Below are 24,485 nucleotides of genomic sequence, written 5' to 3'. Positions count from 1 at the left end.
GGGCGTCAACTGCTCCGAAAGGGCTGGCCGAGTCAGCCCGTGGCCTGCGCCATCGCTTCGGCAGTGGCCTCCAGTGACAGCATGATCGAGGCATGGCGGTTTTTGTAGCCACGCGCCGGCAGCAGCACCTCGTACCCCTCGAACGGGGCCTCCGGCACTGGCCCGTCTTCCGTCAGCATGGCCTTGAGCTGATCGCGGGCGGCGGTGATCTCTTCCGCCGTGCGCCCAATCACCTGCGCACCAAGAATTGCCGCCGAGGCCTGCCCCAAGGCGCAGGCTTTCACATCCTGCCCAAACGCGGTGATTTTTCCGCCCTCCACAACCAGATCCACCGTCACGGTTGAGCCACAGAGCGGCGAGCGCTTTTTCACCGTTGCCTGAGGCTCGGCAAGCCGCTCGGTCAACGGGATATCCCCCGCAAGCGAAAGGATACGGCCCGAATAGAGCTTTATCAGGTCGTTTTCGGCATTCATGGCTGGCCTCCGGCACGTGCTCAACATAGATAGCGGCGGGCGCAGCGATTGCAAAGGAGCGGGCATGTCGTTTGACACCGAGACATTGGTCTATGACGCAAAGGGGCTGATCCCCGCCATCGCGCAGGATGCCGCAAGCGGCGAGGTGCTGATGATGGCCTGGATGAATGCCGAGGCGGTGGCCAAAACGCTGGAAACCGGCAAGGTCACCTATTGGTCACGCTCACGGGCGGCCTTTTGGGTGAAGGGTGAAACCTCGGGCCACGTGCAAAAGCTGGTGGAACTACGGGTAGACTGCGACCGCGATTGCCTTCTGGTGCTTGTGGAGCAGGAAGGGCCAGCCTGCCACACCAACCGGCGCAGCTGCTTCTACACCGCTGTGCGAGACGGCGCGGAAGTGGAGATCATGGCCCCGATGAAGGGCTAAAGCCCGACCTTGCGGCGTATCGCATCAGGGCTCAGCCCGTCATCCCGGTAGCGGGCAATCGCGCGGGCATCATCGCGCTTTGCCAGCCTCTTTCCGGCCTCGTCCCGCACCAACAGATGATGATGGTAGCGCGGCACCGGCAAATCCAGCAGCATCTGGAGAAACCGGTGGAGGAAGGTGGCTGTAAACAGGTCTTCGCCCCGGATCACATCCGTGACCCCCTGCGCCGCGTCATCCACCACCACCGACAGGTGATAACTCGCGCCCATGTGGGGGCGGGCCAGCACCGGGTCGCCTATTCCAGTGAGCAGGTAATCTGCGGTCAGCAGATGCTGGCCAGCATGGGCGCGGCCGGTTTCGGTAAATCCGGTTAGTGGCCCCTCGCCAAGAGCCTTCTGGATGTCGAGGCGGATCGCATCGCCGGGCTCGGCCTCGCTCATCGACCGCCCACGGCAAGTGCCGGGGTAGATCAGCCCGTCCGGGCCAAAATGCGCCGCGCCCTCCTGCGGGGCCGAGGCCGCGCTGGCAATGTCGCGCCGTGAACAGCGGCAAGGGTAGGTAAGGCCCTTGGCGCTCAGCCGCTCCAATGCTGCCCGATAGTCCGGCAAATGCTCGGATTGGCGGCGGCAAGGCTCGGGCCATGTAAGGCCGAGCCAGGCCAGATCACCCTTCAGCTGGGCTTCCCACTCAGACCGCGAGCGGGATTGATCCAAGTCGTCAATCCTGAGCAAGAAACGCCCACCCGCTTGCCGGGCCCTGTCATGCGCGAGCAGCGCCGAATAGGCATGGCCCAGGTGCAGCGGGCCGGTGGGCGATGGGGCGAAGCGGGTGGTAAATGTCACGCGGGCTCAACGGGTTGGGCGGCAGCGTTCAGCCAGCCCTGCCAATCAACCTTGGCGCGGTCTGTATAGGCCTTGTAGCGGTCCTTGCGCCCGCGCCGCCCGCCCTTGGCCTCAACCGGCGGAAAGAGCCCGAAGTTCACGTTCATCGGCTGAAAGGTCTTCGCCTCGGCACCACCGGTGATATGGGTGACAAGCGCGCCCATCGCGGTGGTCTGCGGCACCGGGGGCAGCGTGTCGCCGCGCAGCTCGGCCACCGCAAAGCGGCCCGCAAGCAGGCCCATCGCGGTGCTTTCCACATAGCCTTCCACCCCGGTGATCTGGCCTGCGAAGCGAATGTGAGGCTGCGATTTCAGCCGCATCTCGGCATCCAGCAGCGTGGGCGAGTTGAGAAACGTGTTGCGATGAATGCCGCCAAGGCGCGCAAAACTGGCGTTCTCCAACCCGGGGATCATTTTGAAAACAGTCGTTTGCGCCCCATATTTCATCTTCGTCTGGAAACCGACGATGTTGAAGAGCGTGCCCAGCTTGTTGTCGCGCCGCAGCTGAACAACGGCATAGGCCTTTTCTTCGGGGTCATGCGGGTTCGTCAGCCCCACAGGCTTCATCGGCCCGTGGCGTAGCGTCTCGCGCCCCCGTTCGGCCATCACCTCAATCGGCAGGCAGCCGTCAAAATACTTCGCCGTCTCGCCTTCACGAAACTCGGTCTTGTCGGCCTCCAGCAGCGCGTCGATGAAGGCCTCATACTGCGCCTTGTTCATCGGGCAGTTCATATAGGCGGTGCGCTCTTCTTCGGTCTCGCCCTTGTCATAGCGCGATTGCATCCATGCAACCGACATATCGACGGTATCGGCATGAACAATCGGCGCAATGGCATCAAAGAAGGCGAGCGCCTCAGCGCCGGTTTCGGCGGCAATCGCCTCGGCCAGCGCACCTGAGGTCAGCGGGCCGGTCGCGATTATGGCAGGCCCGTCCTCCGGCTTCGGCAGGGCGGTGATCTCGCGCTCCGACACGGTGACAAGCGGATGGTTCTTCAGCTGCGCTGTCACCCATTCTGCAAAGGGCTCACGGTCGATCCCGAGCGCCGATCCCGCAGGCAGCGCATGGCGATCAGCGGCAGAAATCACGAGGCCCTGCGCGGCGCGCATCTCCCAATGCAGCAACCCCACGGCGTTCTGCTCGTCATCGTCCGAGCGGAAGGAGTTAGAGCAGACCATCTCGGCAAAGTTGCCGGTCTGGTGGGCAAAGGTGCCAACGTGAGGGCGCATCTCGTGCAGCACCACGGGCTGGCCGGCTGTCACGGCCTGCCACGCGGCCTCGGAGCCGGCCATGCCTGCGCCGATGATATGGAGTGGTTTGGTCATGGGGCGGAGATAGGCGCTCCGCCCCGATTTGGAAAGCCCTCAGCGGGTGCCGACAAACTCCCACACCATCGCGCGCTCCAGCAGGGGGCGGAGGGGCCGCACCGGGGCAAAGTTGCGCGCCGCCGCCGGTGCACGGGCACCGCGCGCCCCGCCAATGGCAGCCGTCAGCCCCACCGCAAGGCGGGTGTCCTCTGCATCGCGCGTGCCGGATATCCGGGTGTGGATTGCCCCAACATGCAGCGAAACCGGCGCCTGAGGCAGCACATAGCTCAGCCCAACATCCAGCGTCACCGCCGTCAGCGCAGTCTTCGCCTCCTCTGTATCAACCACCCCAAGCGCACCGTTAAGGGCGAGGTGCTCTGTCGCAGCAAGGCTGGTGCCAAGCGAAGCGAAGATATAGTCGATCTCAGAAGGGTCAGCCCGGCCCAAACCTGCGCGCGCACTCAAAGTGGCGCTCTGCGACAGGCTCCAGATCCCTTCCACCCCCATCTCCGTTGTGCTCGCCTCGGTGTCATTGGCGTCCGAATAAGCGAGGAACAGGCCGTATTTGGCACTGGGACTTGGTTGCAGGTAGAGATGCGCGGCGAGGTTCCCAAACCAGACATCCCCATAATCCGCAATCCCGACATCCAGCTGAAAGCCGTGCTGGGCGGTAATCATAAAATCGGCAGTGCCGTCGAATGTCGTAACGGGGGTGTCACCCGAGAGATGGCCAAGAGAGAGCTCCGCGCCCGAAAAGCCGATGCCGGAGCTTTGGGCCTCGGCGGTTCCAACAGGCAACAGAAGGGCGGCCACGGCAATGGCTGCCGTGGTGAAGCGGCTCTTCATGGTGTGATCCTCAGGTCGAGAGACGGAGCCCCTATCACCAGCTCTGTCGTGCAGCTCCATTTCTGCCGCGATACTTGCCAAATTTGAATGAATTTTGAGAAAGTTGGTTAACCGGAGTAAATTATGACTGCGGTCATTTTTACTCGATGGTGTCGTGTCAGACGCGGCGGGCAGGGCGGTAGGAGCTTATTTCTACCCTCTGACTCCCGAGCTACGACGCGCATGCAAATGGTTCTGCCTCACCAGACGTCCAACTGGGCCAACCAATCAAGGCCCCCCTCCAAACCAAGAAAAAAGGGGCGTCGCAAAACACGCGACACCCCTGAGTAAAGTCCGTTCGACCAGTGCGGTTATGATGCTAGAGATCAGTCAAGCCGGACCATCCTTTACGGTAGAGAGCAAAGGCCCCGCCGCCCGCAACGATGAGCGGAAGCGCAAGACCGAATGCCACGAAGATTCCAATGCCGAGGTTATCAGCCTGAATTCCACCGCTTGCGAGGGTGTAACCCGTGTAAATCGTCAGGCCGATGGCCGCGACGAGGCGGGTACGAATGCCAAAAGCGACCCAGATCGCAATTACGATCAGAAGCGCGTTAACGGCGATAAACTGTGCTGTCTCGATCGGGGCCCGGAACTCGGAAGTTCCAGTGGAGGCCTCGGCCGCGAGCGAGGGCACGACGAGCGTTGATAGGGATTGGTTTGCCAGGAGGAAAGCAAACGCGAGCCGGAAGGCACATTGCACCATAGGTGTCAGGGTCATTTCTACACTGCCTCAAGTGATGATTTTTCATCGTTGAGTTGAGCATGGCCCTATAAGTCGATCCTGAAAATAGAAAATAATGCAAACCTGAAAACGCAAAATGTGTATTCCGCACATATCCGTGCTTGCTGCACGCTTTCAAACCCCTTGTTTTCAAGCCTCCAGCGAAACTCGCGCCTAAGCTGTTTTCAGCCGAATAACATCGCCTCCATGTGCTTGTACCCGTGCAAAACTGTCCTTGATCCAAGCAACGGTGCCCTCAACAACCGGGTCGCCCTTCCGCGACACATGGTAGAGCAAATACATATCAGCGCTAGAAATCTCTTCTCCGCCCGGAACGCGCTCAAGCTCCGGATGGTCGTGGGCGATGGCATCGAGCAGGGGGCCCTGAATGTCGGTGCCGACGACAATCTCGTAAAGCTCATACATTGATTGCACCCGCATTGCCGGAGGGGTGCCAAAATACGCATAGGTGTTCTGGTTGAACGGCGTGGCATCGAAATGCTCGCTCAGCGAGACCCAGCCCTGTTCTCCAGCCGTGCCTTTGCGCCGGTATATACTGGACGTGAGTGTGGCAATTTTCTGGGTGATCACGCGGCCCGATTCTGGACGCTTGTACTGGATGACCAAATCGTTCTCGCCGAGTCCGTCTTCCATCACCCGCTGGGTAAAAGTGTAGTTTACGTTCTTCAGGCTGGGGTCGCGGTTGCCGATGTTCGGGTAAAGCATCATTAGCGAAACAATGGGCGGGCAACCGATAGAAAGGCGGGTGCTTTGTCCGGCTGTGCCAGCGTGGATGCTGTTCATCTCGGTTTCGAGCCTCTGCTCGAGCTCTTCCGCGATCTCGAGTAGCCCCAAAACGGTTGGGCTCGGCTCCCAACCGTCTGCTTTTTTGACAAACGGCGGCTGACCCAAGACTTCGCCCAAGCGCTCGATCCGACGTGACATGGTCGCGACATTGATCCCAAGGCTCTGTGCCGCCGAGTTCATGCGGCCATGGCGCGAGAGAGCAAGAGCGTATTTGAGATCGTCCCAGCTTGGCATTTTGACTTCCAGTCCAGAGGTTTCCGCTGTCTACGAATCAAGGCTTCACTTTTTAACATTACGGTTTTGCACTAATGTGCGACCCCCTACAATAGGCTGTCTTCCAAAAGCTACGCACAACTATATAGTGTGTTGAAAAAGTGCGAATTTTACGTGAAGCTTTACTCGGCGTAAGGAGCGGCGCTCCGATCATGGGAGTGAAAGCCTAGTGGCGTTCGCCTGAATTCAGCGCCGCTTCGACCCGCTTGAGAAGAGTCGTCTGGCGCTCATTCTCCTCCAGCAAACGCTGAAGGAGCTTGGCTTGTCGCGCAGCGCGCTGGCCGGTCACAAAGAGCACGCCGCCAATAATGGCGGCGAGCAGCAGCAGGGGGATGAAGGCCAACACGATCTGAAGCGCGCCGCCGTTTGCCATCATTCCTGCTCGCTTCCCTCGCTGCCGCCCGCAGAGTCGGCGCCTGCCTCTTCCACGTCCTCATCCTGCTCGGCGATCCAAGCAACCGAAACCACCTCTTCGCCCTTGCCGGTGTTGAACACCTTTACCCCGCCCGCAGAGCGCGACCGGAACGAGATGCCATCAACAGGGCACCGAATGGATTGGCCGGTGGAAGTGGCGAGCATCACCTGATCCGACATATCAACCGGGAAGCAGGCTACGATCGGGCCATGGGGCATGCCCTTGGTCCATGCAGTCACGCCCAAGCCGCCACGGCCCCGGATCGGGTAATCATGCGACGATGAGATCTTGCCTGCGCCACTCGCGGTGATCGTCAGGATCAGGTCTTCCGCAGCCGACATCTCTGCATAACGCTCTTGCGAAAGCTGGCCCTCGGCCACGGCTTCCTCTTCCTCGTCGGGCTCTTCCTCCTCGGTCAGCCCGGCCATGAGGCGGCGCTGTTTGAGGTAGGCCACACGCTCTTCGGAGCTGGCCTCGAAGTGCCGGATCACCGACATCGATACCACCTTGTCACCCTCAGCCAGCTTGATGCCGCGCACACCGACCGAGTTGCGCGAGTTGAACACCCGCACATCGGTGGTGGGGAAGCGGATGGCCCGGCCAGCGTCGGTCACCAGCATCACGTCATCGTCTTCCGAGCAGATGCGGGCATTGATCAAGCTCATGCCCGCGTTCTCATCCTCGAATTTCATGGCGATCTTGCCGTTCGCCTTCACGTTGGTGAAGTCGCTCAGGCGGTTGCGCCGAACGGTGCCCTTATCGGTGCAGAACATGATCTGAAGGTCGTTCCACTCTTCCTCGGGGCGGTCCACCGGCATGATGGCGGCCACCGAAACGCCCTGCGGAATCGGCAGGATATTCACGATCGCCTTGCCGCGCGAGGTGCGCCCGCCTTGGGGCAGGCGCCATGTCTTCAGCTTGTAGGCCATGCCATCGGTGGTGAAGAACAGCAGCTGCGTGTGGGTATTGGCGACAAAGAGGTTGGTAACAACATCCTCTTCCTTGAGGTCGCCGCCCGAAAGGCCCTTGCCGCCGCGCTTCTGCGCGCGGAAGTCGGCCAGCGGGGTGCGCTTGATGTAGCCCGATTGCGTGACGGTCACGACCATCTCTTCGCGCTCAATCAGGTCTTCGTCGTCCATGTCGCCGGACCAGTCGACAATCTCGGTGCGGCGCGGCACGGCGAACTCGTCGCGCACCTCTTTCAGCTCGTTGGAGATGATCTCCATGATCCGGTCACGCGAGCGCAGAATATCAAGGTAATCCTTGATCTTGCCTGCCAGCTCTTCCAGCTCGTCGGTGACTTCCTTCACCCCGATCTGGGTCAGCCGCTGGAGCCGCAGCTCAAGAATGGCCCGGGCCTGCATTTCAGACAGGTTATAGGTGCCGTCATCGTTCATCGTGTGGCTGGGGTCGTCGATCAGCCGGATGTAGCCCTCAATCGCCTCAGCCGGCCAACGGCGCGTCATCAGCTTTTCGCGGGCCTCGGCGGCATCGGCACTAGCCCGAATGGTGGCCACCACCTCGTCCACGTTCGAAACCGCCACAGCAAGGCCACACAGAATGTGGCTGCGTTCCCGCGCCTTGCGCAGCTCATAAGCGGTGCGACGCGCCACAACCTCTTCGCGGAAGCCGATGAAGGCCGTGAGAAACCCGCGCAGGGTCAGCGTTTCAGGCCGCCCGCCGTTCAGCGCCAGCATGTTGCAGCCAAAGGAGGTTTGCAGCTGGGTAAAGCGGAACAGCTGGTTCAGCACCACCTCGGGCGTGGCATCGCGCTTCAGCTCGATCACCACGCGCACGCCATGCCGGTCGGATTCGTCGGCAATGCCCGAAATGCCTTCAAGCTTCTTGTCGCGCACCAGTTCGGCGATCTTTTCGATCATCGCCGCCTTGTTGACCTGATAGGGCACCTCGTCGACGACAATCGCGTAGCGGTCCTTGCGCACTTCCTCGGTGCGGGTCTTGGCACGGATAACAACCGAGCCACGCCCCTCTAGATAGGCCTTCCGCGCGCCGGAGCGCCCAAGGATGATGCCGCCGGTGGGGAAGTCGGGCGCAGGCACATATTCGGTGAGCGCCATGGAATCGAGGTCCGGGTCTTCGATCAGCGCCAGCGTCGCGTCGATCACTTCGCCAAGATTGTGCGGCGGAATGTTGGTGGCCATGCCCACGGCAATGCCCCCCGCGCCGTTGACCAGCATATTGGGGAAGCGGGCAGGGAGGACGACAGGCTCTTGGTCCTTGCCGTCGTAGTTGTCGATGAAATCGACGGTGTCTTTATCAATGTCAGCCAGCAGCGCACCAGCCGACTTGTCCATCCGGACCTCGGTGTAACGGAAGGCCGCGGCCTTATCGCCGTCCATCGAGCCAAAGTTGCCCTGCCCATCGAGCAGCGGCAGCGACATCGAAAAGTCCTGCGCCATCCGTACCAGCGCGTCATAGATCGCTTGGTCGCCATGCGGGTGATATTTACCCATCGCATCGGCCACGGGGCGCGAGGATTTACGGTAGGGTTTGTCGTGGGTGTTGCCCACCTCGTGCATCGCAAAGAGAATACGCCGGTGCACCGGCTTCAGCCCGTCGCGCAGGTCGGGGATTGCACGGCTGACGATCACGCTCATCGCATAATCGAGGTAGGAGGCCTTCATCTCCTCCTCAATCGTAATCGACGGCCCGTGGTGCTCGGGCCGTTCGGGCGGATTATCCTCTGTATTTTCAGGAGGTTCTGGCGTGTCGCTCATAAGGTTTCCCGCATCGGCGCCGCATGGCTTGGGCGCTTCTAGATTTTGTTGGCGATTTATACAGTCAACACGATATGGGGTGCAACCTGCGCCGCCCTATTAGGCAAAACTGCAACGCAGGGGCACAGTAGAACATTGTTTTTATTGAAAAGTAATTGGTTCGTGGCAAGCTTTGTAACAGGGGGGAGACATCGAGAGGCGGATAGGAGACGCAGAATGGCGGAATCGGAAACCGAACTCATGCTCAAAGGATACGGGCTCACCACGGCAGAGCTGTTCTACCGGATGCCCGATTTTCAGAGCGTTATCAACACCTTCATCTGGCAGGAGTATGACCTCGCGCCAGATCACCCTAGGCTCTTCAAGTTCATCGAATTCTGGCAGGACGAGATCGAAGGTCCGCTCCATTCGGTGCGCTTCACCCATCGCAAGATGATTGCATCGGGCGAATGGCGCAATGTGACGGGCGAGTTCACCCTGCACTGACCTGGTGGTGGGCAGGATTGCCCACCCTACGCGCGGCGGGTTGCGGCGCGGATCCAGATCGCCACGAGGATCAGCGAGAAGATCGCGTTCCAGCTCGGCATCGACAGCATCAGGAACTCGCCAGCAGACTGGTCGCACATCACGGGCGCAGCGCCGGTCGGGTCTATCAGCGAGCCGCCATCGAGATCGCCCAGTCCCGAGCCGGTGCAGGAGGAGGGGCCCTCCCACCACTTGCGCTCGACCCCGGTGTGAAACACCCCGATTCCCGCCGTGGTCGCTGCCGCCAGAGCGCCCAGCCAGGCCAGCAGCCGGTGTCCGGCATGCATGCCGGGTAGCACGACGATCAGCACCGCAATCCCAAAGGCCGCCCAATGCGGGTAGCGCTGCCAGAAGCACATCGCACAGGGCGCCATGCCAAACCCGTATTGAAAGACCCATGCGCCAAGCACCATGGCCAGCGAGCCGAGACCGGCGAGGGCAGAAAATCGTTTAAGCATCAGATGTATTTCACCAGAAAGAAGCCTCCGACTAGGATGACGACGAACAGCGTAAACATGAGCCCCAGCCGCTTCTCGATGAAGTCACGAATGGGTGTGCCAAACTTCCACAGCAGCGCCGCCACGATAAAGAAGCGAAGGCCCCGCGCGATGATCGAGGTGATGATGAAGGTGGCCAGCGGCATGCCCGTCCAGCCCGACATGATGGTGATCACCTTGAAGGGGAAGGGCGTCAGCCCCGCCGTCAGCACCGCCCAAAACCCGAAGTCGTTGAAACGGGTGTTGAACTCGGCCACCGCATCGCCCTTGCCGAGCGCGGCGAGGATCGGCTGACCCACGCTGTCAAACAGCAGCGCCCCGATGGCATAGCCAAGCAGCCCACCCAGCACCGAAGACACGGTCGCCACCCCGGCGATCAACCATGCCCTATGGGGCGTGGCCAGGATCATCGGGATCATCAACACATCGGGCGGAATCGGAAAGACCGAGCTTTCAATAAAGGCCACCACCGCAAGCGCCCAAAGCGCATAGCGGCTTGTTGCCAGCGAAATCGTCCAGTCATAAAGGGAACGCAACATGCGTGTGGCCTGTTGTTGATTTGCGGCCAGTGACCATGCGGGCCCCGAGAGGTCAAGGGCGGCGGTGCCCGAAGGGAGAATGCGATGAAGTGGAGAGGGCGGCGCGGCAGCCGAAATGTGATCGACCGGCGCGGGGTGAGCGCGGGCAAGGCGGGCGGCCTCGGTGGCATTGGGCTGGTGATCGTTCTGGTGGTCGGCTGGTATCTCGGCATTGATGTCACCCCATTCCTTGGCGGCGGCGGCGTGCCGGTGCAAACCAGTGAAAGCCGCGAGCTGAGCCCGCAGGAAGAGGCCGCGGGGCAATTCGTATCGGTCGTGTTGGCCGATACCGAGGAGGTCTGGAGCCAGATCTTTCCCGAGCAGTTGGGGCGCGAGTATCGCCCGCCGCATCTCGTGCTCTTCTCTGGCAGGGTCGCCTCCGGCTGCGGCGGGGCCAGCGCCGCCACAGGCCCGTTCTACTGCCCATCCGACAGGCGCGCCTACCTCGACACGCAGTTCTTTGCCACATTGCAAAACCGCCTCGGTGCCAAGGGCGATTTTGCCGCCGCTTATGTCGTGGCCCATGAAATTGCCCATCACGTGCAAAACGAGCTTGGGATTCTCGGGCAGGTGAATAAGGCCAAGGCCGTCGCCGGCGAGCGGCGGCGCAACGAGTTGAGCGTGCAAACCGAGCTTCAGGCCGATTGCCTCTCCGGTGTCTGGGCGCGCTTCGCTGAAGACCGGCTGGGCACGGTTGAGCCGGGCGATCTGGATGAGGCGCTCAACGCGGCACGGTCGATCGGTGATGACGTGCTCCAGCGAAACGCCGGGCGCACGCCCATGCCGCACACTTTTACCCACGGCTCCGCTGCACAGCGGCAAAGCTGGTTTGCCCGGGGGTATAACCGCGGCGCGGTGGAAGACTGCGACACTTTTGGCGCTTCTCAGCTCTAAAAGCCTGCAAGCGAGTCGTTGACGGGGCAGGGAGCGCAGCTTAGGAAGCACCCGCTGGCCGGTGTGGCGGAATGGTAGACGCAGGGGATTCAAAATCCCCCGATGGCAACATCGTGAGAGTTCGAGTCTCTCCACCGGCACCAGCTTTTCCGTATTGAAAAATCACCACCTCTCCGTCCGGGCGGGAGGGGAACCGCTATGGTTGTGTGAAAAAGGCGTGCCTCGCCAATGCCTTGCAGCAGCGCGCACGGTCTCTCCCGGAGGGTCACGAGAATCGATTCGAGTAAAATTTGCCGTGCTCAGCCGCCAATCGACGCTCTGTCCGGGGATTGATGCAAAATCGAGAACATTTCTGGCCGCCACAGTCCTGCCGCAATGTGTCAGGCGAAAAATGTGATGTGTTCGGTTAATTGTTGCAGTCAGTGAAACAAAGTTCGGCAAAGTTCGTATATTGTGTTCCGCACCGCAGCGGGCGGGAAGTCGCCGAACATTTCTTAAAGCGCTGAAAAAAAACAAAAACCTGACTCCTTGGCCTTACCTTCCAGCCCATGATGAAATGTGGCGACGGTCTTCACCGAGCGTCAGAAAAAGGTCAAGATCAGGGCAAGACCAGCGGCGCCCGGCACGCTTCCGCCCCAATCGCGCCACTTTTCGCTTCCGGCGCAGCGCTACCCGAAGGTATACCGACCTTGCCCAACTGGGGGGCGATGTTTGCTGGCTGCGGGGGCGGCCGCACGACGACGCAGGACAAGTTTCTGCGGGTTCGGTGCGTGTCTGCTGTCCCGAATTGACAGCCGAACACGATAGCTGCGGAAGCGATAGGCCCCTGGGCCGCACGCTTCCAATGTACAAACCGGCGCGTTTACTCGCGTTCCGGTCACCGCTCCCCTTTGGCTTGTGAGTGCACGTCGCGCGGATCCGCTATTGGCCGGAAACGCCGCTCGATCGGGTGAAGGTGAAGGAACGTTTGGATGACGATGGAAACGGCAGAGAGAGCAAAGCTCATTTCAGCGGAGGCGCCAGGCGCACACGCCCAGCTGCCTCGATCCCAAAGTATTCAATACGGTTTCGCTGGAGAGACCGAACTAGAGATGAAACGCGCGGGGTCGCTGCTGACCGTATCCGCTAGACTGCAGGGGAAGATCTGATGACCAAAGTAACTTTGGACTTCGAAGGGAAGAGTGCAGGCACCGTCATTGATGACGAGTACGCGGCAAAAGGGGTAACCATATCTTCCGTCGTGGACGGCAAGGTGAACTACTACAAGAGCCCGGCGATGATCTTCGACTCGTCCAATCCGACGGGCGGCGACTATGACTTGGCCACCTCAAACCTCGGCAATGTTCTGATCATCTCCGAAGATGGCGACTCGAACGACCCCGATGACGAAGCCTGCGGCGGCAAGCTTGTGTTCGACTTCACCGACGAGGTCACCTTCCACTCGCTGACCCTGCTTGACGTGGAAGAGGGCGCCAAGATCAAGTTTTACGACGATGATGGCCACTACATGGGCTATCATTACGTCACCACGGCCAACAACGGCCAGTGCAACGTGGACTTCGGCAACATTGAAGGTGTTGGCAGGGTTGAGGTTGTTTTCAACGGCTCAGGCGCGGTCGACAACGTGTCGTACACCACCCCCGCGCCCGAAGGTGACGGTATCGTAGAAGGCACGGGCGGCGACGACCTGATCGACGTCACCTACACTGGCGATCCCGAAGGCGACATGATCGACAACAACGACGCGCTGATCGGCAACGTCGGCTCCAATGACGACATCGTGGTGGCCGGCGACGGCGACGACACGGTGCTGGCCGGTGAGGGCGACGACGAGGTCTATGGCAACGGCGGTTCCGACCACCTTGAGGGCGGCGACGGGAACGACATTCTGATCGGTGACGACGGCGGGGACTATGGCGACGGCGCTGGCGCTGGCACCGAGACCCAAGAGGTCTTCAAGTGGTCTGAACTGGACGACAAACACGGCGGCCATCTGTCTGACGGCGAGAAAATCACCAGCCAGACTCAGGACACCGGCGAAAACACGGTAACGCTGACGCTGGAAACGTCCTACGACAACCGGTTCTCGACCGATCAGCAGAAGGTCCACTCGATCGACACCGGCGAGCTGCCCGGCGCCAACCCGCATTCCTCGCTCGAAAGCGAGCTGGATTACGAGGGCGACAGCCAGACCTACACGCTGGAGTTCGAAAAAGACGCCGAAAACGTGTCGTTCCGCGTCAATGACATCGACTTTGACAGCACCGTGGTGGTGACCGCCTATGATGCCGATGGCAACGAGGTGCCGGTCGATATCTCAGCGGGCAGCGGGGTGACCCTGCAAGACAACGATGGCGTGGCCGGCTTCGAGACTGCCGTTTCCAACGGCGGCGGCGCAGCTGACACTTCGCCGGATTATTCCGGTCTGGTCAGCATTCCCGGGCCGGTGGCGAAAATCGTCATCACCCATGTTCAGGATGGCCACAGCGACAGCGGCGTGAACGTCACCGACATCTACTTCGACACCATTACCGAGGGCGAAGGCTCGGGTGAGGCCGGTGACGATGTGATCCTCGGCGGCGCTGGCGACGACTACATCGAAGGCAACGGCGGCGAAGACTCCCTCGACGGTGGCGAAGGTGCCGACACGGTGCTGGGCGGCGACGATGCCGACACCATTATCGGCGGTGCGGGCGATGTGGTCGACGGCGGTGCCGGTGGCGACGACAACGACACCCTCGATCTGTCTCTCGGCGATCCCTTCTACCTGACCGATCTGGAAGAAGACTCCAACGGCAATGGCTGGAACGGCACGGTCGTCTATCTCGATGCGGACGGCGAGCCGACCGGCGAGACCATGACCTTCACCGAGATCGAAAACATCAACGGCACGCCGGTCAACCAGCTGCCGGTCGCCAATGACGATCTGGCCGAGGTGGATGAAGACGGCTCCGTTACCATCCCCGTGCTTGCCAATGACAGCGATCCCGATGGCGGCACGCTCACCGTTGAAAGCGCAGATGCCGACAACGGCACCGTGACCGTCAACGCCGATGGCACGATCACCTACGAGCCGAACGAAAACTTCAACGGCACCGACACGATCACCTATGAGGTAAGCGACGGTCAGGGTGGCACCGATACCGCCACCGTCACCGTCACCGTGAACCCGGTGAACGACGATCCGGAAGCCAATGACGATCTGGCCGAGGTGGATGAGGGCGAAAGCATCGACATTCCGGTGCTTGAGAACGACACCGACGTGGACGGCGACACGCTCACCGTGTCCGATGCCTCTGCCGGGAACGGCTCCGTCACGATCAATGGCGATGGCACCATCACCTACACACCGAATGACGGCTTCACCGGTGAAGACACCATCACCTACGAGGTGAGCGACGGGCAGGGCGGCACTGACACCGCCACCGTGACTGTGACCGTCAATGACGTGAACGAAGATCCCGACGCGAAAGACGATGTTGCCAGCGGCGACATTCTGAACCCGGTCACAATCAACGTGCTCGAAAACGACACCGACGCGGATGGCGACACGCTCACCATCGACAGCATCACCCAGCCCGCCGAGGGCGGCACCGTGGTGGACAACGGCGATGGCACCGTCACCTTCACGCCCGATGGCACGGTCGATGGCGATGTGACCTTCGAATACACCGTTAGCGACGGTAACGGCGGCTTCGACACGGCCACCGTAACGCTGACCCTGAAGGACGGCATCGTCGAGGGCACCTCGGGTGCCGACGTGATCGACACCAGCTACACCGGCGACCCGGAAGGCGATGTGGTCGACGGCGGCGACAACATCTTCGGCGGCAACCCCGACGATGACATCATCCACGCAGGCGCTGGCGACGATATCGTGATGGCCGGCGAAGGTGATGACGAGGTCGACGGCGGTGAAGGCAACGACACCCTTGATGGCGGCGCTGGCGACGACTTCATCCGCGGTGGTGGCGGCAACGACACCATCGACGGTGGCACCGGCAACGACGATATCCGTGGTAACACCGGCGATGACACCATCGACGGCGGTGAGGGCGACGACATCATCTACGGTCAGGGTGGCAACGACACCATCGACGGTGGCGAGGGCGACGACTGGATCCGCGGCGGCAAAGATGCCGATGTGATCGCAGGCGGTGACGGCGATGACACCATCGACGGCATGTCCGGCGATGACACCCTCACCGGCGGTGAAGGCGACGACTACATCCTCGGCGGCGGCGGTAATGACTACATCGACGGCGGCGCAGGTGACGATGAGCTGATCGGCCACAACAACGTCGACACCATCATTGGTGGTGATGGCAATGACACTGTGGATGCGGGCTCCGGTGACGACTACATCGACACCTCCGGCAATATCGACGCTTTCGGCGTTTCCGGTTCGCCCGACCAGGGCTACCCGGGCATCTGGGCGCCTGATGCCAATCCGAACGATGATAAAGACACCGTCTATGCGGGTGCCGGCAACGACACCATCATCACCGGCGACGATGACGACTACATCGAAGGCGGCGACGGCGACGACACCATCGACGCGGGCTTCGACGACGACACCGTGCTTGGTGGTGCCGGCGATGACTACATTGTTGGCGGCGAAGGCAACGACATCATCGACGGCGGTGACGGCAACGACACCATTTACGGTGGTCTGGACCCGGCCTTCCCTGACGTGCTGAACATCCCCGATGAAGAGGGCGACCTTCGCCCCGACAACGGTGATGACGTCATCCACGGCGGTGCCGGCAACGACACCATCTACGGCCAGGACGATGACGACCTGATCTACGGCGACGAGGGTGACGACATCATCGACGGCGGTGTGGACGACGACGAAATCTACGGCGGCACCGGGAATGACACGATCATCGGCGGCGAGGGCGAAGACGAGCTCTATGGCGACGACGACCGTGACACCTTCATCGGCGGCAACGCGGGCGACCACGTTGACGGCGGCGACGGCGGCGATGACTTCGACACGCTCGACCTGACCGGCTCCAACGTCGACTACATCGAGTACACTTCGCCCGATAAAGAAGACGGTATCGTCCACTTCGAGGACGGCGGCACGATGACCTTCGAGGAAATCGAAAATGTCATCCCCTGCTTCACCCCCGGCACGCTGATTGCGACGCCGCGTGGCGAAGTGGCCGTCGAAGAGCTGAAGGTCGGCGACAAGGTCATCACCCGCGACAACGGCATCCAAGAGATCCGTTGGCTGGGCCGGACCGATGTGGACACGGTGGAGCTGTTGAAGCGCCCCGCACTCCGCCCGGTTCGCATTGCCCAAGGCGCGCTCGACGGCAACCTGCCTGAGCGTGACATGCTGGTGAGCCCGCAGCACCGCGTGCTGGTTGCCTCCGATCGTGCGGCGCTCTACTTCGAAGAGCGTGAAGTTCTGGTCGCAGCCAAGCACCTGATGAACGGTGAAGGCATTGCCGAAGCGCAGGACGTGGCCTCCGTGACCTATATCCACTTCATGTTCGACCAGCATGAGGTGGTGCTCTCCGACGGGGCCTGGACCGAAAGCTTCCAGCCCGGCGACTACACCCTTGAGGGGCTCGACAGCGAGCAACGCGAGGAACTCCTGTCGCTCTTCCCCGAGCTGAAGGAGAAAGAGGGCCGCGAGGGTTACACCGCTGCACGCAAGACCCTGAAAAAACACGAGGCTCTGCTGCTCAGCGAGTGACGGAGCACGCGCCCGGCGACCCCAGTTAATCGCCGGGCGCACCACACCCCCACGCCGGATGTTTCGGCTGGGGAGACTTCCAACTCATCCGCGCCCCGGTTGCCTTGGGGCGGGCCCGCAAGGGCCCATGGTAGGCAGCCGAAACGGGCGATCCCCGAGGGGACATATGCAGCTTGTCCGCGTGGTGAGAGCCCCGCGGACATCTGCGTTTCATGGCTTAGGTGTTGTGCGGCTGTGCCGTCGCTGCAGTGCCGAAAGAATGACCCTCCAGCCCAAGTCTCACCGGCAATTGAGCGAACGTGAGCTGATCCAAGCAAGATTCCGCAACGTAACTAAAATGAGCGATATTCACGGCAGCTTTGCGATGTATTAGAGGCAGCTCTGCTCCGGGCCGGTTTTTGCTGGGCTGTACCATGTATCTACGATTGAGGGGGCTCTGCCATGGCCACTGTCAACGGAAATGACACCAGTGAGAACATCCAAGGCTCGTCCGAGGATGACGTCATCAACGGGAACGGCGGAAATGACCGCATTTCCGGCGAGGGCGGCGATGACGTGATCGACGCGGGCAGCGGCGATGACACCGTATTCGGCGATGCGGGCGAGGGGACCGCGCCGGGCAACGATGCAACGCCCCTGAATCTGTCGATCAACAATGTCCGCCCGGGCAGTGAAACGGCTGGCCGCGCCAATGATGCGCAGCCCGGCGACTCGGTGATCTATGACAACGTCGCCACGCTGGAGGATGGCACCAGCGTTTCGGCCCGGCTCACCCTTGTGAGCATGTCCAACTCCCGGCTGGATGTGGACCTCGCCAGCGGCCAGGGCTTCGAGATCCTGCTCAACGCATCTGGCAGAAGCTCCCGTGCGGGAGAAGAGGCCACCTTCCGGCTGGATTTCTTCGATCCGGCAACCGGCGAGCCGATTGCGCTCAACTCCACCGCCACATTCAACGACCTCGATCAGAACAGCAGCAACGATTTTGAGGCCGTCACGCTGGACGCAAACAGCTTTGGCGCCTACGGCACATCCGCCGACACCTCGCTTCAGGTCAGTTCCGGCCCCGGCTTCGTAACGGCGCGAGGCACCGAGCAGAATAGTCCGACCGATCAGGACGCGTGGTTTTCGGCCGAGTTCGACAACCGCAGTTCCATCGAGTTCACGCTAACCACTCGTGGCACGCCGTCGGGCTTTTCGATGAACGGCGACCTGATCGACGATGCGGTGGTCGAGCCGATCCCTGATGGCGACGACACGATCTTTGGCGGTGACGGCAATGACACGCTCTACGGTCAGGGCGGAAACGACACCATAGACGGCGGCACTGGTAACGATGTGATCGACGGCGGCACCGGCGATGATGTGCTCACGGCGGGCGAGGGAACCGACGAGGTCGAAGGCGGCGCAGGCAACGATACGATCTACGGCGGCGGCGATAATGATATGCTCTCGGGCGGCGATGATCGTGACACGTTTTTCGTCGACACCCCGGGCAACACGACCGTCGATGGCGGCGCGGGTGGCGACGATTATGACGTGCTCAACCTCGGCGCGCTCCGCAGCGAGGGGTACCAGATCACGAACCTCGTGCAAAACCCTGAAAACAATGGCACTCCCGGGTTCAGCGGCCAGGTTCAAATGGTCAATCCCGACACCGGCGAAACGGTGAATATCAACTTCACCGACATCGAAGAGGTGATCCCCTGTTTCACCCCCGGCACCCGCATCGCAACCGCGCGTGGCGAGGTGCTGGTGGAAGATCTCAAACCCGGTGACATGGTGATGACCCGCGACCACGGGATGCAGCCGATCCGCTGGATCGGACGGCGCGATCTGTCCGCAGCCGATCTGCTGCTGCGCGCCCATTTGCGCCCGATCCGGATTGCCCAAGGCGCGCTCGGCGCCAACTTCCCAGAGCGTGACATGCTGGTAAGCCCGCAGCACCGCGTGCTGGTGGCCTCCGACCGTGCCGCGCTCTACTTTGAAGAGCGTGAAGTTCTGGTCGCAGCCAAGCACCTGATGAACGGTGAAGCCATTGCCGAAGCGCAGGATGTGGCCTCCGTGACCTACATCCACTTCATGTTCGACCAGCACGAGGTGGTGCTCTCCGACGGGGCCTGGACCGAAAGCTTCCAGCCCGGCGACTACACCCTTGAGGGCCTCGACAACGAGCAACGCGAGGAACTCCTCTCGCTCTTCCCCGAACTGAAGGAGAAAGAGGGTCGCGAGGGTTACAGTGCTGCGCGCCGCTCGCTCAAACGCCACGAGGCGCTTCTGCTGAAGGCGTGACATGACGCTCTTAATCGCCCGTAAACGGGCCCGTTAAGACCTTAGTCAAACAATGCCTGGAGCGGCGCGAAGCAACTCGTGCCGCAATGCTGCTTTGTGCCTGAAAAGTAAGCGAATTTTCCGGACGCGGCCACATTTCTGCCGCGCAATTGCCCGGCCATTTTCAGGTTTTATCAAAGTCTTGCCGCTTTAGTCCTCCATACGGGCGGCTGAAAGGCGCTCTTCTCGTGGGGCTAATCTTGTTTTGCGCCTAACCCAGAAGACCAGATGTAACGGAAACGAAGCGGTTCGTGGGCGACCGCTGATGCAAGCAGGAACGAAGAAAAAATGCCGATTGGGTATCGCGTAAGCCTTGGTAACGGAACGCTGAACAGCGGCGACTCCATCGTCGGTGGGATGGAGGCGTTTTCGATTGACGAAACGATCGGCACCGGCAGTTGGACATGGTCCGGCACCTACACCGGAAACGGCGCAAACTATAATAACATCACCGATTCCGGCACCTACTATCTTGGGTCCGACGGCTTCGTCTATTTTGTGCCGAACAATTACTTCGTCGAAACTGTCACTTCGGCCACAGCCAACTCTGCGCCAACCTACACGCCCAACGCGCCCGGCCCGGTCGATGGCACCGGCGGCAACGATGTTATCGACGGGCGTTTTGAAGACACTCAGGGCGATGAGATCAACGACACCGGCCAGACGATCAACGCAGGCGGTGGCAATGACACCGTCGTTGCGGGCGCGGGCGATGACACGATCAATGGTGGCACCGGCGCAGATAGCATCTACGCCGGTAGCGGGTCTGACACGATCTCGGGCGGCGGCGGCAATGATGTGATTCATGCCGACAACGCCTCCGTCAGCGCCACCAGCGAAACGCTCAGCTGGACGACCCACGCAGGTGACGGCATCGACGTTAGCGGCGGCTTCACCCAGAACACCGGCACAATGAACGTGACCGTCGGCATCACGGATGATGGCGGGTTGAACAACGCCGAGGTATCGAGCGACACCCAGTATGTCGACACCGGCGCCGGCGAGACCTTCGCTACCAATTCGTCGCTCTATCTCGGTGGCAGTGGCAGCAACACAAGCGGCTTTGCCAACACCGCGACTGTTACGCTCGATTTCGATCCGGTTGCCGGGTCCGGCATGGCCAATGAGGTGGGCGATGTCACCTTCCGGATCAACGATATCGACCAGGGCGGCTGGGACGACCTCGTCACCGTTGTCGCCTATGATGCTGACGGCAACGAAGTGCCCGTCACGTTTCAGATCGACGGCGACGAAACCATGTACGACGCCGACACGATCAACGGCGCAGGCAGCGATGCCCCTGGAGGGGCAGGCGGTTCGGTCCTTATCACGGTAGAGGGGCCGGTCGCTCAGGTTGTCGTGTCTTACCAGAACGGCGGTGGTCAGGGGCAGGCGCTCTGGATCACTGATGTTGAGTTCACCACCATCCCCGACGACACCGCAGGCGATGATTCCGTCACCGGCGGCGCTGGCGATGACGAAATCTATGGCTACGGCGGCGATGACACCCTCGATGGCGGCAGCGACGATGACACCATCGACGGCGGCACGGGCGATGATGATATCTCCGGCGGCACGGGCGACGATATTCTGACAGGCGGGGCAGGGGATGACAGTTTCATCCTCGAGAACGACTTCGGCAACGACACCATCACCGGCGGCGAAACCGGCGAAACCTTTGGCGACGAGATCGACGCCACGGCCGTGACCGACGACCTCACAGTCACCTTCTCTGATCCGGAGGGCGGGACCATCAGCGATGGCACCGCCACCGCCACCTTCGGCGAGATCGAGAACGTGCGCCTCGGCTCTGGTGACGACAGCGTCACCGGCTCCACCGGCAACGACTACATCGAAACCGGGGCAGGGGCAGACACTGTCGAGATGGGCGCGGGCGATGATACCGTGGACCTCGGCGCAGCCGATGGCGCGGTGGATACCGTGGTGATGGGCGATGGCGACGGTGCCGATACCGTCTTCGAGTTCGAGGCCCCCACGCCCAACGGCGACGGCACCTTCACCGGCGCCGACCAGATCGACGTGAGCAACATGCAAGACGCGGGCGGCGACCCGGTTTCGGTGCATGATGTGGTTGTCACCGATGATGGCTTCGGCTCGGCCGTTCTGACCTTCCCCAATGGCGAGAGCCTGACGCTGGTGGGCGTGAGTGCCACCGACGCGGCCGATCCCAACTGGCTGATCGCGGCGGGCATCCCCGGTGACGGCATCGTCAGCGGCACCGCAGGCGATGATGTGATCGACACCGCCTATGCCGGCGATCCCCATGGCGACATGGTCGACAATGGCGATGCGATCCTCCCCGGCGAGGCGGCGAACGACGATATCATCGAAGCCGGCGCAGGCGATGACACGATCTATGCCGGTCTGGGCGATGACGAGGTGTTCGGCGAGGCGGGTGACGATACTGTCATGCTCGAAGATGGCTTCGGTGCTGACACGATCGTCGGCGGCGAGACCGGCGAAACTGATGGCGACACCCTGAGCGCCGTGCAGGTGACGGGCGATCAAACCGTAACCTTCACCGGCGCTGAAGCCGGCACACTGAGCGATGGCACCGACACGGCCAGCTTCTCCGAGATCGAAAACGTGGCCACCGGCGCGGGCGACGATACCGTCACCGGCGACGCGGGCGACCAAACGGTCGATACCGGCGCAGGCGATGACACCATCGCCCTCGGCACCGGCGCAGATACCATCAATGCTGGCAGCGGCGACGATGTGATCACGCTGGGCGAGGCCTTCGGCAACGATACCATCACCGGCGGCGAAGGCGGCGAAACCACAGGCGACCTGCTCGATGCGGGCGGCATGACCTCTGGCGTCGACGTCACCTTCACCGGCGACGAAAGCGGCACCGTGACCCAGGGCGCGAATGCGGCAGATTTCTCCGAAATCGAGCGCATTGCGACCGGCAGCGGCAACGATACCATCGACGCAAGCACCACCACCTCGGGCGTCAACCTCGACACCGGGGCAGGGGATGACGGCGTTATCGGCGGCTCCGGCGATGACGTGGTTGTCACCGGCGAAGGCAACGACAGCCTGCAACTCTCCGATGGCTTCGGCAATGACAGCTTTACCGCCGGAGAAGATGCTGGCGGAGGTGATACCGATGCGCTCTGGGCCGCAGATGTCACCAATGATCTGACGGTCGATATGTCCGGCGCGCCAGAGAGCGGTACGCTGACCGACGGCACCAACACCGTGACCTTCTCCGAAGTCGAGGTGGTCGTGACCGGCTCTGGCGATGATACCGTCACCGGCTCTTCGGGCGACGATATGTTCGCCACCAGTACCGGTGCGGACACCATCGAGGCAGGCGCGGGCGACGACGAGATCGACCTTGGCGATGGCACCGGGCAGGGTGACGGCGACGTTGATACCCTTGTGATGGGCGATGGCGACGGCTCCGATACCGTGCACTACTTCGACGCCCCCACATCCAACGGTGACGGCACCTATAACGGCACCGACCAGCTTGATGTGAGCGGCATGACCGACGCGGGCGGCGATCCGGTGTCTGTCCACGATGTGACCGTCACCGATGACGGCTCCGGCAACGCGGTGCTGAGCTTCCCGGGCGGCGAAAGCGTCACCCTTGTCGGGGTGGATCCGGTGGAAGCCGGCGATCCGATGTGGCTGATCGCAGCGGGCATTCCGGGCGATGGCATCGTGTCCGGCACCGCAGGCGACGATGTGATCGACGCCTCCTACGATGGCGATCCGCACGGCGACATGGTCGACGCAGGTGACGAGATTCTACCCGGCGAAGGCGTGGATGATGACATCATCGAAGCGGGCGCCGGAGATGACACCATCTATGGCGGCGCGGGCGCTGACGAGATCGACGCTGGCGCGGGCGATGATACCATTGTGCTCGAAGACGGCTTCGGCGCCGATGACATCCTTGGCGGCGAGGCGGGCGAAACCACGGGCGACACGCTCGATGCCACCGCCCTTACCGGCGACGCCACCGTAACCTTCACGGGCGCAGAAGCAGGCACCATCACCGATGGCACCGACACGGCCAGCTTCTCCGAGATCGAGCGGGTCGAAACCGGCGCGGGTGACGATGTGATCACCGGCACTGCCAACACTGCAGGATTCACCGCAGATGCAGGTGCAGGCAATGACGTGCTGGTGGGCGGTTCAGGCGCCGATATTCTGCTCGGCGGCGATGACGCCGATACCTTCATCGCGGGCAACGGCGACCACGTGGCAGGCGGTGAAGGCGGCGCGGATGCCGACGTGCTCGACCTCACAACAGCAGGCCCCACGCGGGTTCTCTACGACGAGAACGATCCCGAAAGCGGCACTGTCCAGTTCCTCGACGGGTTCGGCAACGTCACCGGCACCATGACCTTCTCCGAGATCGAGACGGTCAATTTCATCCCCTGCTTCACGCCGGGCACCCTGATTGCCACGCCCGATGGCCCGCGCCCGGTGGAAGACCTCGGCCCGGGCGACAGGGTGCTGACCCGTGACAACGGCGTCAAGCGCCTGCAATGGGTCGGCCAGCGCCTGCTCAACACCCACCACCTCGCCGCCAACCCGCGCCTTCAGCCGGTGCGGATCAAGGCCGGTGCCTTGGGCTATGGCCTGCCGGAGCGTGACATCATGGTCAGCCCACAGCACAAGATGCTGATCTCCGACGCCCGCGCCGAAATGCTCTTTGGCGAGCATGAGGTGCTGGTTTCGGCCGTCCATCTGGTCGGGCTGCCCGGGATTGAACAGGTGACGGTGGATGAGGTGGTTTACGTCCACATTATGTTCGACGCCCATGAAATCGTCATGGCCGAAGGCGCATGGACCGAAAGCTACCAGCCGGGTGCCCATGTCATGGGTGAGATGGATGACCCACAGCGCGAGGAAATCTTCGAGATCTTCCCCGAACTGCGTGAAGATGCAAATGCCGTCGTCACCGCCCGGATGTCGCTGAAAAAGCGCGAAGTGGCCGCGCTCCTCTACTAACCGGGCGGCTCTCGGCCCGCCCGGGCCTGCCTGC

The 24,485-nt window shown here is 61.8% G+C and carries 16 protein-coding genes and 1 tRNA gene; 7 read left to right on the top strand and 10 right to left on the bottom strand.

The features are described from left to right. Positions 1–32 precede the first annotated feature (32 nt). A complete protein-coding gene (locus ACXAG6_RS14210; RefSeq protein WP_475338388.1) occupies positions 33–473 on the bottom strand; it encodes an iron-sulfur cluster assembly scaffold protein in 441 nt (146 codons plus the stop codon). Positions 474–537: 64 nt separating this feature from the next. On the opposite strand from ACXAG6_RS14210, the gene hisI reads away from it, so the two are divergent. Beyond that, positions 538–900 (top strand): phosphoribosyl-AMP cyclohydrolase, encoded by a 363-nt coding sequence (gene hisI, locus ACXAG6_RS14205; RefSeq protein WP_475338387.1) that lies wholly within the window; start codon positions 538–540, stop codon positions 898–900. Here hisI and gluQRS read toward each other — a convergent pair. The 7 genes from gluQRS to gyrA all read right to left on the bottom strand — a co-directional run bounded on the left by gluQRS (position 897) and on the right by gyrA (position 8,927). Next, a complete protein-coding gene (gene gluQRS / locus ACXAG6_RS14200; protein WP_475338386.1) occupies positions 897–1,742 on the bottom strand; it encodes a tRNA glutamyl-Q(34) synthetase GluQRS in 846 nt (281 codons plus the stop codon). The two genes, hisI and gluQRS, sit on opposite strands and share 4 nt — an antisense overlap. Then, positions 1,739–3,103, bottom strand: coding sequence for a methylenetetrahydrofolate--tRNA-(uracil(54)-C(5))-methyltransferase (FADH(2)-oxidizing) TrmFO (gene trmFO, locus ACXAG6_RS14195; protein ID WP_475338384.1), 1,365 nt, complete (start codon positions 3,101–3,103; stop codon positions 1,739–1,741). The genes gluQRS and trmFO overlap by 4 nt, the downstream gene beginning before the upstream one ends. A gap of 39 nt (positions 3,104–3,142) precedes the next feature. Then, the gene (locus ACXAG6_RS14190) at positions 3,143–3,931 is read right to left on the bottom strand and encodes a hypothetical protein (protein WP_475338383.1); all 789 of its coding nucleotides are present in this window, start codon (positions 3,929–3,931) and stop codon (positions 3,143–3,145) included. A 358-nt stretch (positions 3,932–4,289) separates the two neighbouring features. Next, complete coding sequence (locus ACXAG6_RS14185; protein ID WP_475338382.1) at positions 4,290–4,691, bottom strand: hypothetical protein; 402 nt, start codon at positions 4,689–4,691, stop codon at positions 4,290–4,292. 177 nt (positions 4,692–4,868) lie between these two features. Continuing rightward, positions 4,869–5,735, bottom strand: a complete 867-nt coding sequence (locus ACXAG6_RS14180) for a LysR family transcriptional regulator (protein WP_475338381.1) — start codon at positions 5,733–5,735, stop codon at positions 4,869–4,871. Positions 5,736–5,940: 205 nt separating this feature from the next. Continuing rightward, entirely contained in the window at positions 5,941–6,150 is a 210-nt protein-coding gene (locus tag ACXAG6_RS14175) for a hypothetical protein (RefSeq protein WP_475338380.1), read from the bottom strand. Beyond that, positions 6,147–8,927, bottom strand: coding sequence for a DNA gyrase subunit A (gyrA, locus tag ACXAG6_RS14170; protein ID WP_475338379.1), 2,781 nt, complete (start codon positions 8,925–8,927; stop codon positions 6,147–6,149). The genes ACXAG6_RS14175 and gyrA overlap by 4 nt, the downstream gene beginning before the upstream one ends. A gap of 216 nt (positions 8,928–9,143) precedes the next feature. Between gyrA and ACXAG6_RS14165 the strand changes: the two genes are divergently transcribed. Beyond that, the gene (locus ACXAG6_RS14165; RefSeq protein WP_140014079.1) at positions 9,144–9,413 is read left to right on the top strand and encodes an usg protein; all 270 of its coding nucleotides are present in this window, start codon (positions 9,144–9,146) and stop codon (positions 9,411–9,413) included. Between the two features lie 26 nt (positions 9,414–9,439). On the opposite strand, the gene ACXAG6_RS14160 is transcribed toward ACXAG6_RS14165, so the two are convergent. Both ACXAG6_RS14160 and ACXAG6_RS14155 read right to left on the bottom strand, forming a co-directional pair. Further along, on the bottom strand, positions 9,440–9,910 hold the full coding sequence (locus ACXAG6_RS14160) for a disulfide bond formation protein B (RefSeq protein WP_475338377.1): 471 nt from the start codon (positions 9,908–9,910) through the stop codon (positions 9,440–9,442). Further along, positions 9,910–10,488: a YqaA family protein gene (locus ACXAG6_RS14155; protein WP_475338376.1), complete on the bottom strand. Its 579-nt coding sequence runs from the start codon at positions 10,486–10,488 to the stop codon at positions 9,910–9,912. The genes ACXAG6_RS14160 and ACXAG6_RS14155 overlap by 1 nt, the downstream gene beginning before the upstream one ends. An 84-nt stretch (positions 10,489–10,572) precedes the next feature. Here ACXAG6_RS14155 and ypfJ point away from each other — a divergent pair, with 84 nt between their 5' ends. From ypfJ to ACXAG6_RS14130, 5 genes are all read left to right on the top strand, one after another. Further along, positions 10,573–11,421, top strand: a complete 849-nt coding sequence (gene ypfJ, locus ACXAG6_RS14150) for a KPN_02809 family neutral zinc metallopeptidase (protein ID WP_475338375.1) — start codon at positions 10,573–10,575, stop codon at positions 11,419–11,421. A gap of 57 nt (positions 11,422–11,478) precedes the next feature. Further along, positions 11,479–11,564: transfer RNA gene (locus ACXAG6_RS14145), tRNA-Leu, on the top strand. Between the two features lie 1,004 nt (positions 11,565–12,568). Next, a complete protein-coding gene (locus ACXAG6_RS14140; protein WP_475338373.1) occupies positions 12,569–17,131 on the top strand; it encodes an Ig-like domain-containing protein in 4,563 nt (1,520 codons plus the stop codon). 441 nt (positions 17,132–17,572) lie between these two features. After that, on the top strand, positions 17,573–19,420 hold the full coding sequence (locus ACXAG6_RS14135; RefSeq protein WP_475338372.1) for a Hint domain-containing protein: 1,848 nt from the start codon (positions 17,573–17,575) through the stop codon (positions 19,418–19,420). Positions 19,421–19,747: 327 nt separating this feature from the next. After that, positions 19,748–24,451 carry a Hint domain-containing protein gene (locus ACXAG6_RS14130; protein WP_475338371.1) on the top strand — a complete coding sequence of 1,568 codons (4,704 nt, stop codon included), beginning with the start codon at positions 19,748–19,750 and terminating at the stop codon, positions 24,449–24,451. Positions 24,452–24,485 lie beyond the last annotated feature (34 nt).

The organism is Vannielia sp. ABF1_015 (assembly GCF_056160745.1).
The sequence above is the reverse complement of the archived record's forward strand: the minus strand, read 5'-3'. Positions and strand labels throughout refer to the sequence as shown.

Bases quoted from the DNA above. Each gene is read 5' to 3' on its own strand.
- ACXAG6_RS14160 (WP_475338377.1), bottom strand. From the start codon at position 9,910: ATGCTTAAACGATTTTCTGCCCTCGCCGGTCTCGGCTCGCTGGCCATG.
- ACXAG6_RS14175 (WP_475338380.1), bottom strand. From the start codon at position 6,150: ATGATGGCAAACGGCGGCGCGCTTCAGATCGTGTTGGCCTTCATCCCC.
- ACXAG6_RS14135 (WP_475338372.1), top strand. From the start codon at position 17,573: ATGGCCACTGTCAACGGAAATGACACCAGTGAGAACATCCAAGGCTCG.
- gyrA (WP_475338379.1), bottom strand. From the start codon at position 8,927: ATGAGCGACACGCCAGAACCTCCTGAAAATACAGAGGATAATCCGCCC.
- ypfJ (WP_475338375.1), top strand. From the start codon at position 10,573: ATGAAGTGGAGAGGGCGGCGCGGCAGCCGAAATGTGATCGACCGGCGC.
- hisI (WP_475338387.1), top strand. From the start codon at position 538: ATGTCGTTTGACACCGAGACATTGGTCTATGACGCAAAGGGGCTGATC.
- ACXAG6_RS14140 (WP_475338373.1), top strand. From the start codon at position 12,569: ATGACCAAAGTAACTTTGGACTTCGAAGGGAAGAGTGCAGGCACCGTC.
- ACXAG6_RS14180 (WP_475338381.1), bottom strand. From the start codon at position 5,735: ATGCCAAGCTGGGACGATCTCAAATACGCTCTTGCTCTCTCGCGCCAT.
- trmFO (WP_475338384.1), bottom strand. From the start codon at position 3,103: ATGACCAAACCACTCCATATCATCGGCGCAGGCATGGCCGGCTCCGAG.
- ACXAG6_RS14185 (WP_475338382.1), bottom strand. From the start codon at position 4,691: ATGACCCTGACACCTATGGTGCAATGTGCCTTCCGGCTCGCGTTTGCT.
- ACXAG6_RS14210 (WP_475338388.1), bottom strand. From the start codon at position 473: ATGAATGCCGAAAACGACCTGATAAAGCTCTATTCGGGCCGTATCCTT.
- ACXAG6_RS14155 (WP_475338376.1), bottom strand. From the start codon at position 10,488: ATGTTGCGTTCCCTTTATGACTGGACGATTTCGCTGGCAACAAGCCGC.
- ACXAG6_RS14165 (WP_140014079.1), top strand. From the start codon at position 9,144: ATGGCGGAATCGGAAACCGAACTCATGCTCAAAGGATACGGGCTCACC.
- ACXAG6_RS14190 (WP_475338383.1), bottom strand. From the start codon at position 3,931: ATGAAGAGCCGCTTCACCACGGCAGCCATTGCCGTGGCCGCCCTTCTG.
- ACXAG6_RS14130 (WP_475338371.1), top strand. From the start codon at position 19,748: ATGCCGATTGGGTATCGCGTAAGCCTTGGTAACGGAACGCTGAACAGC.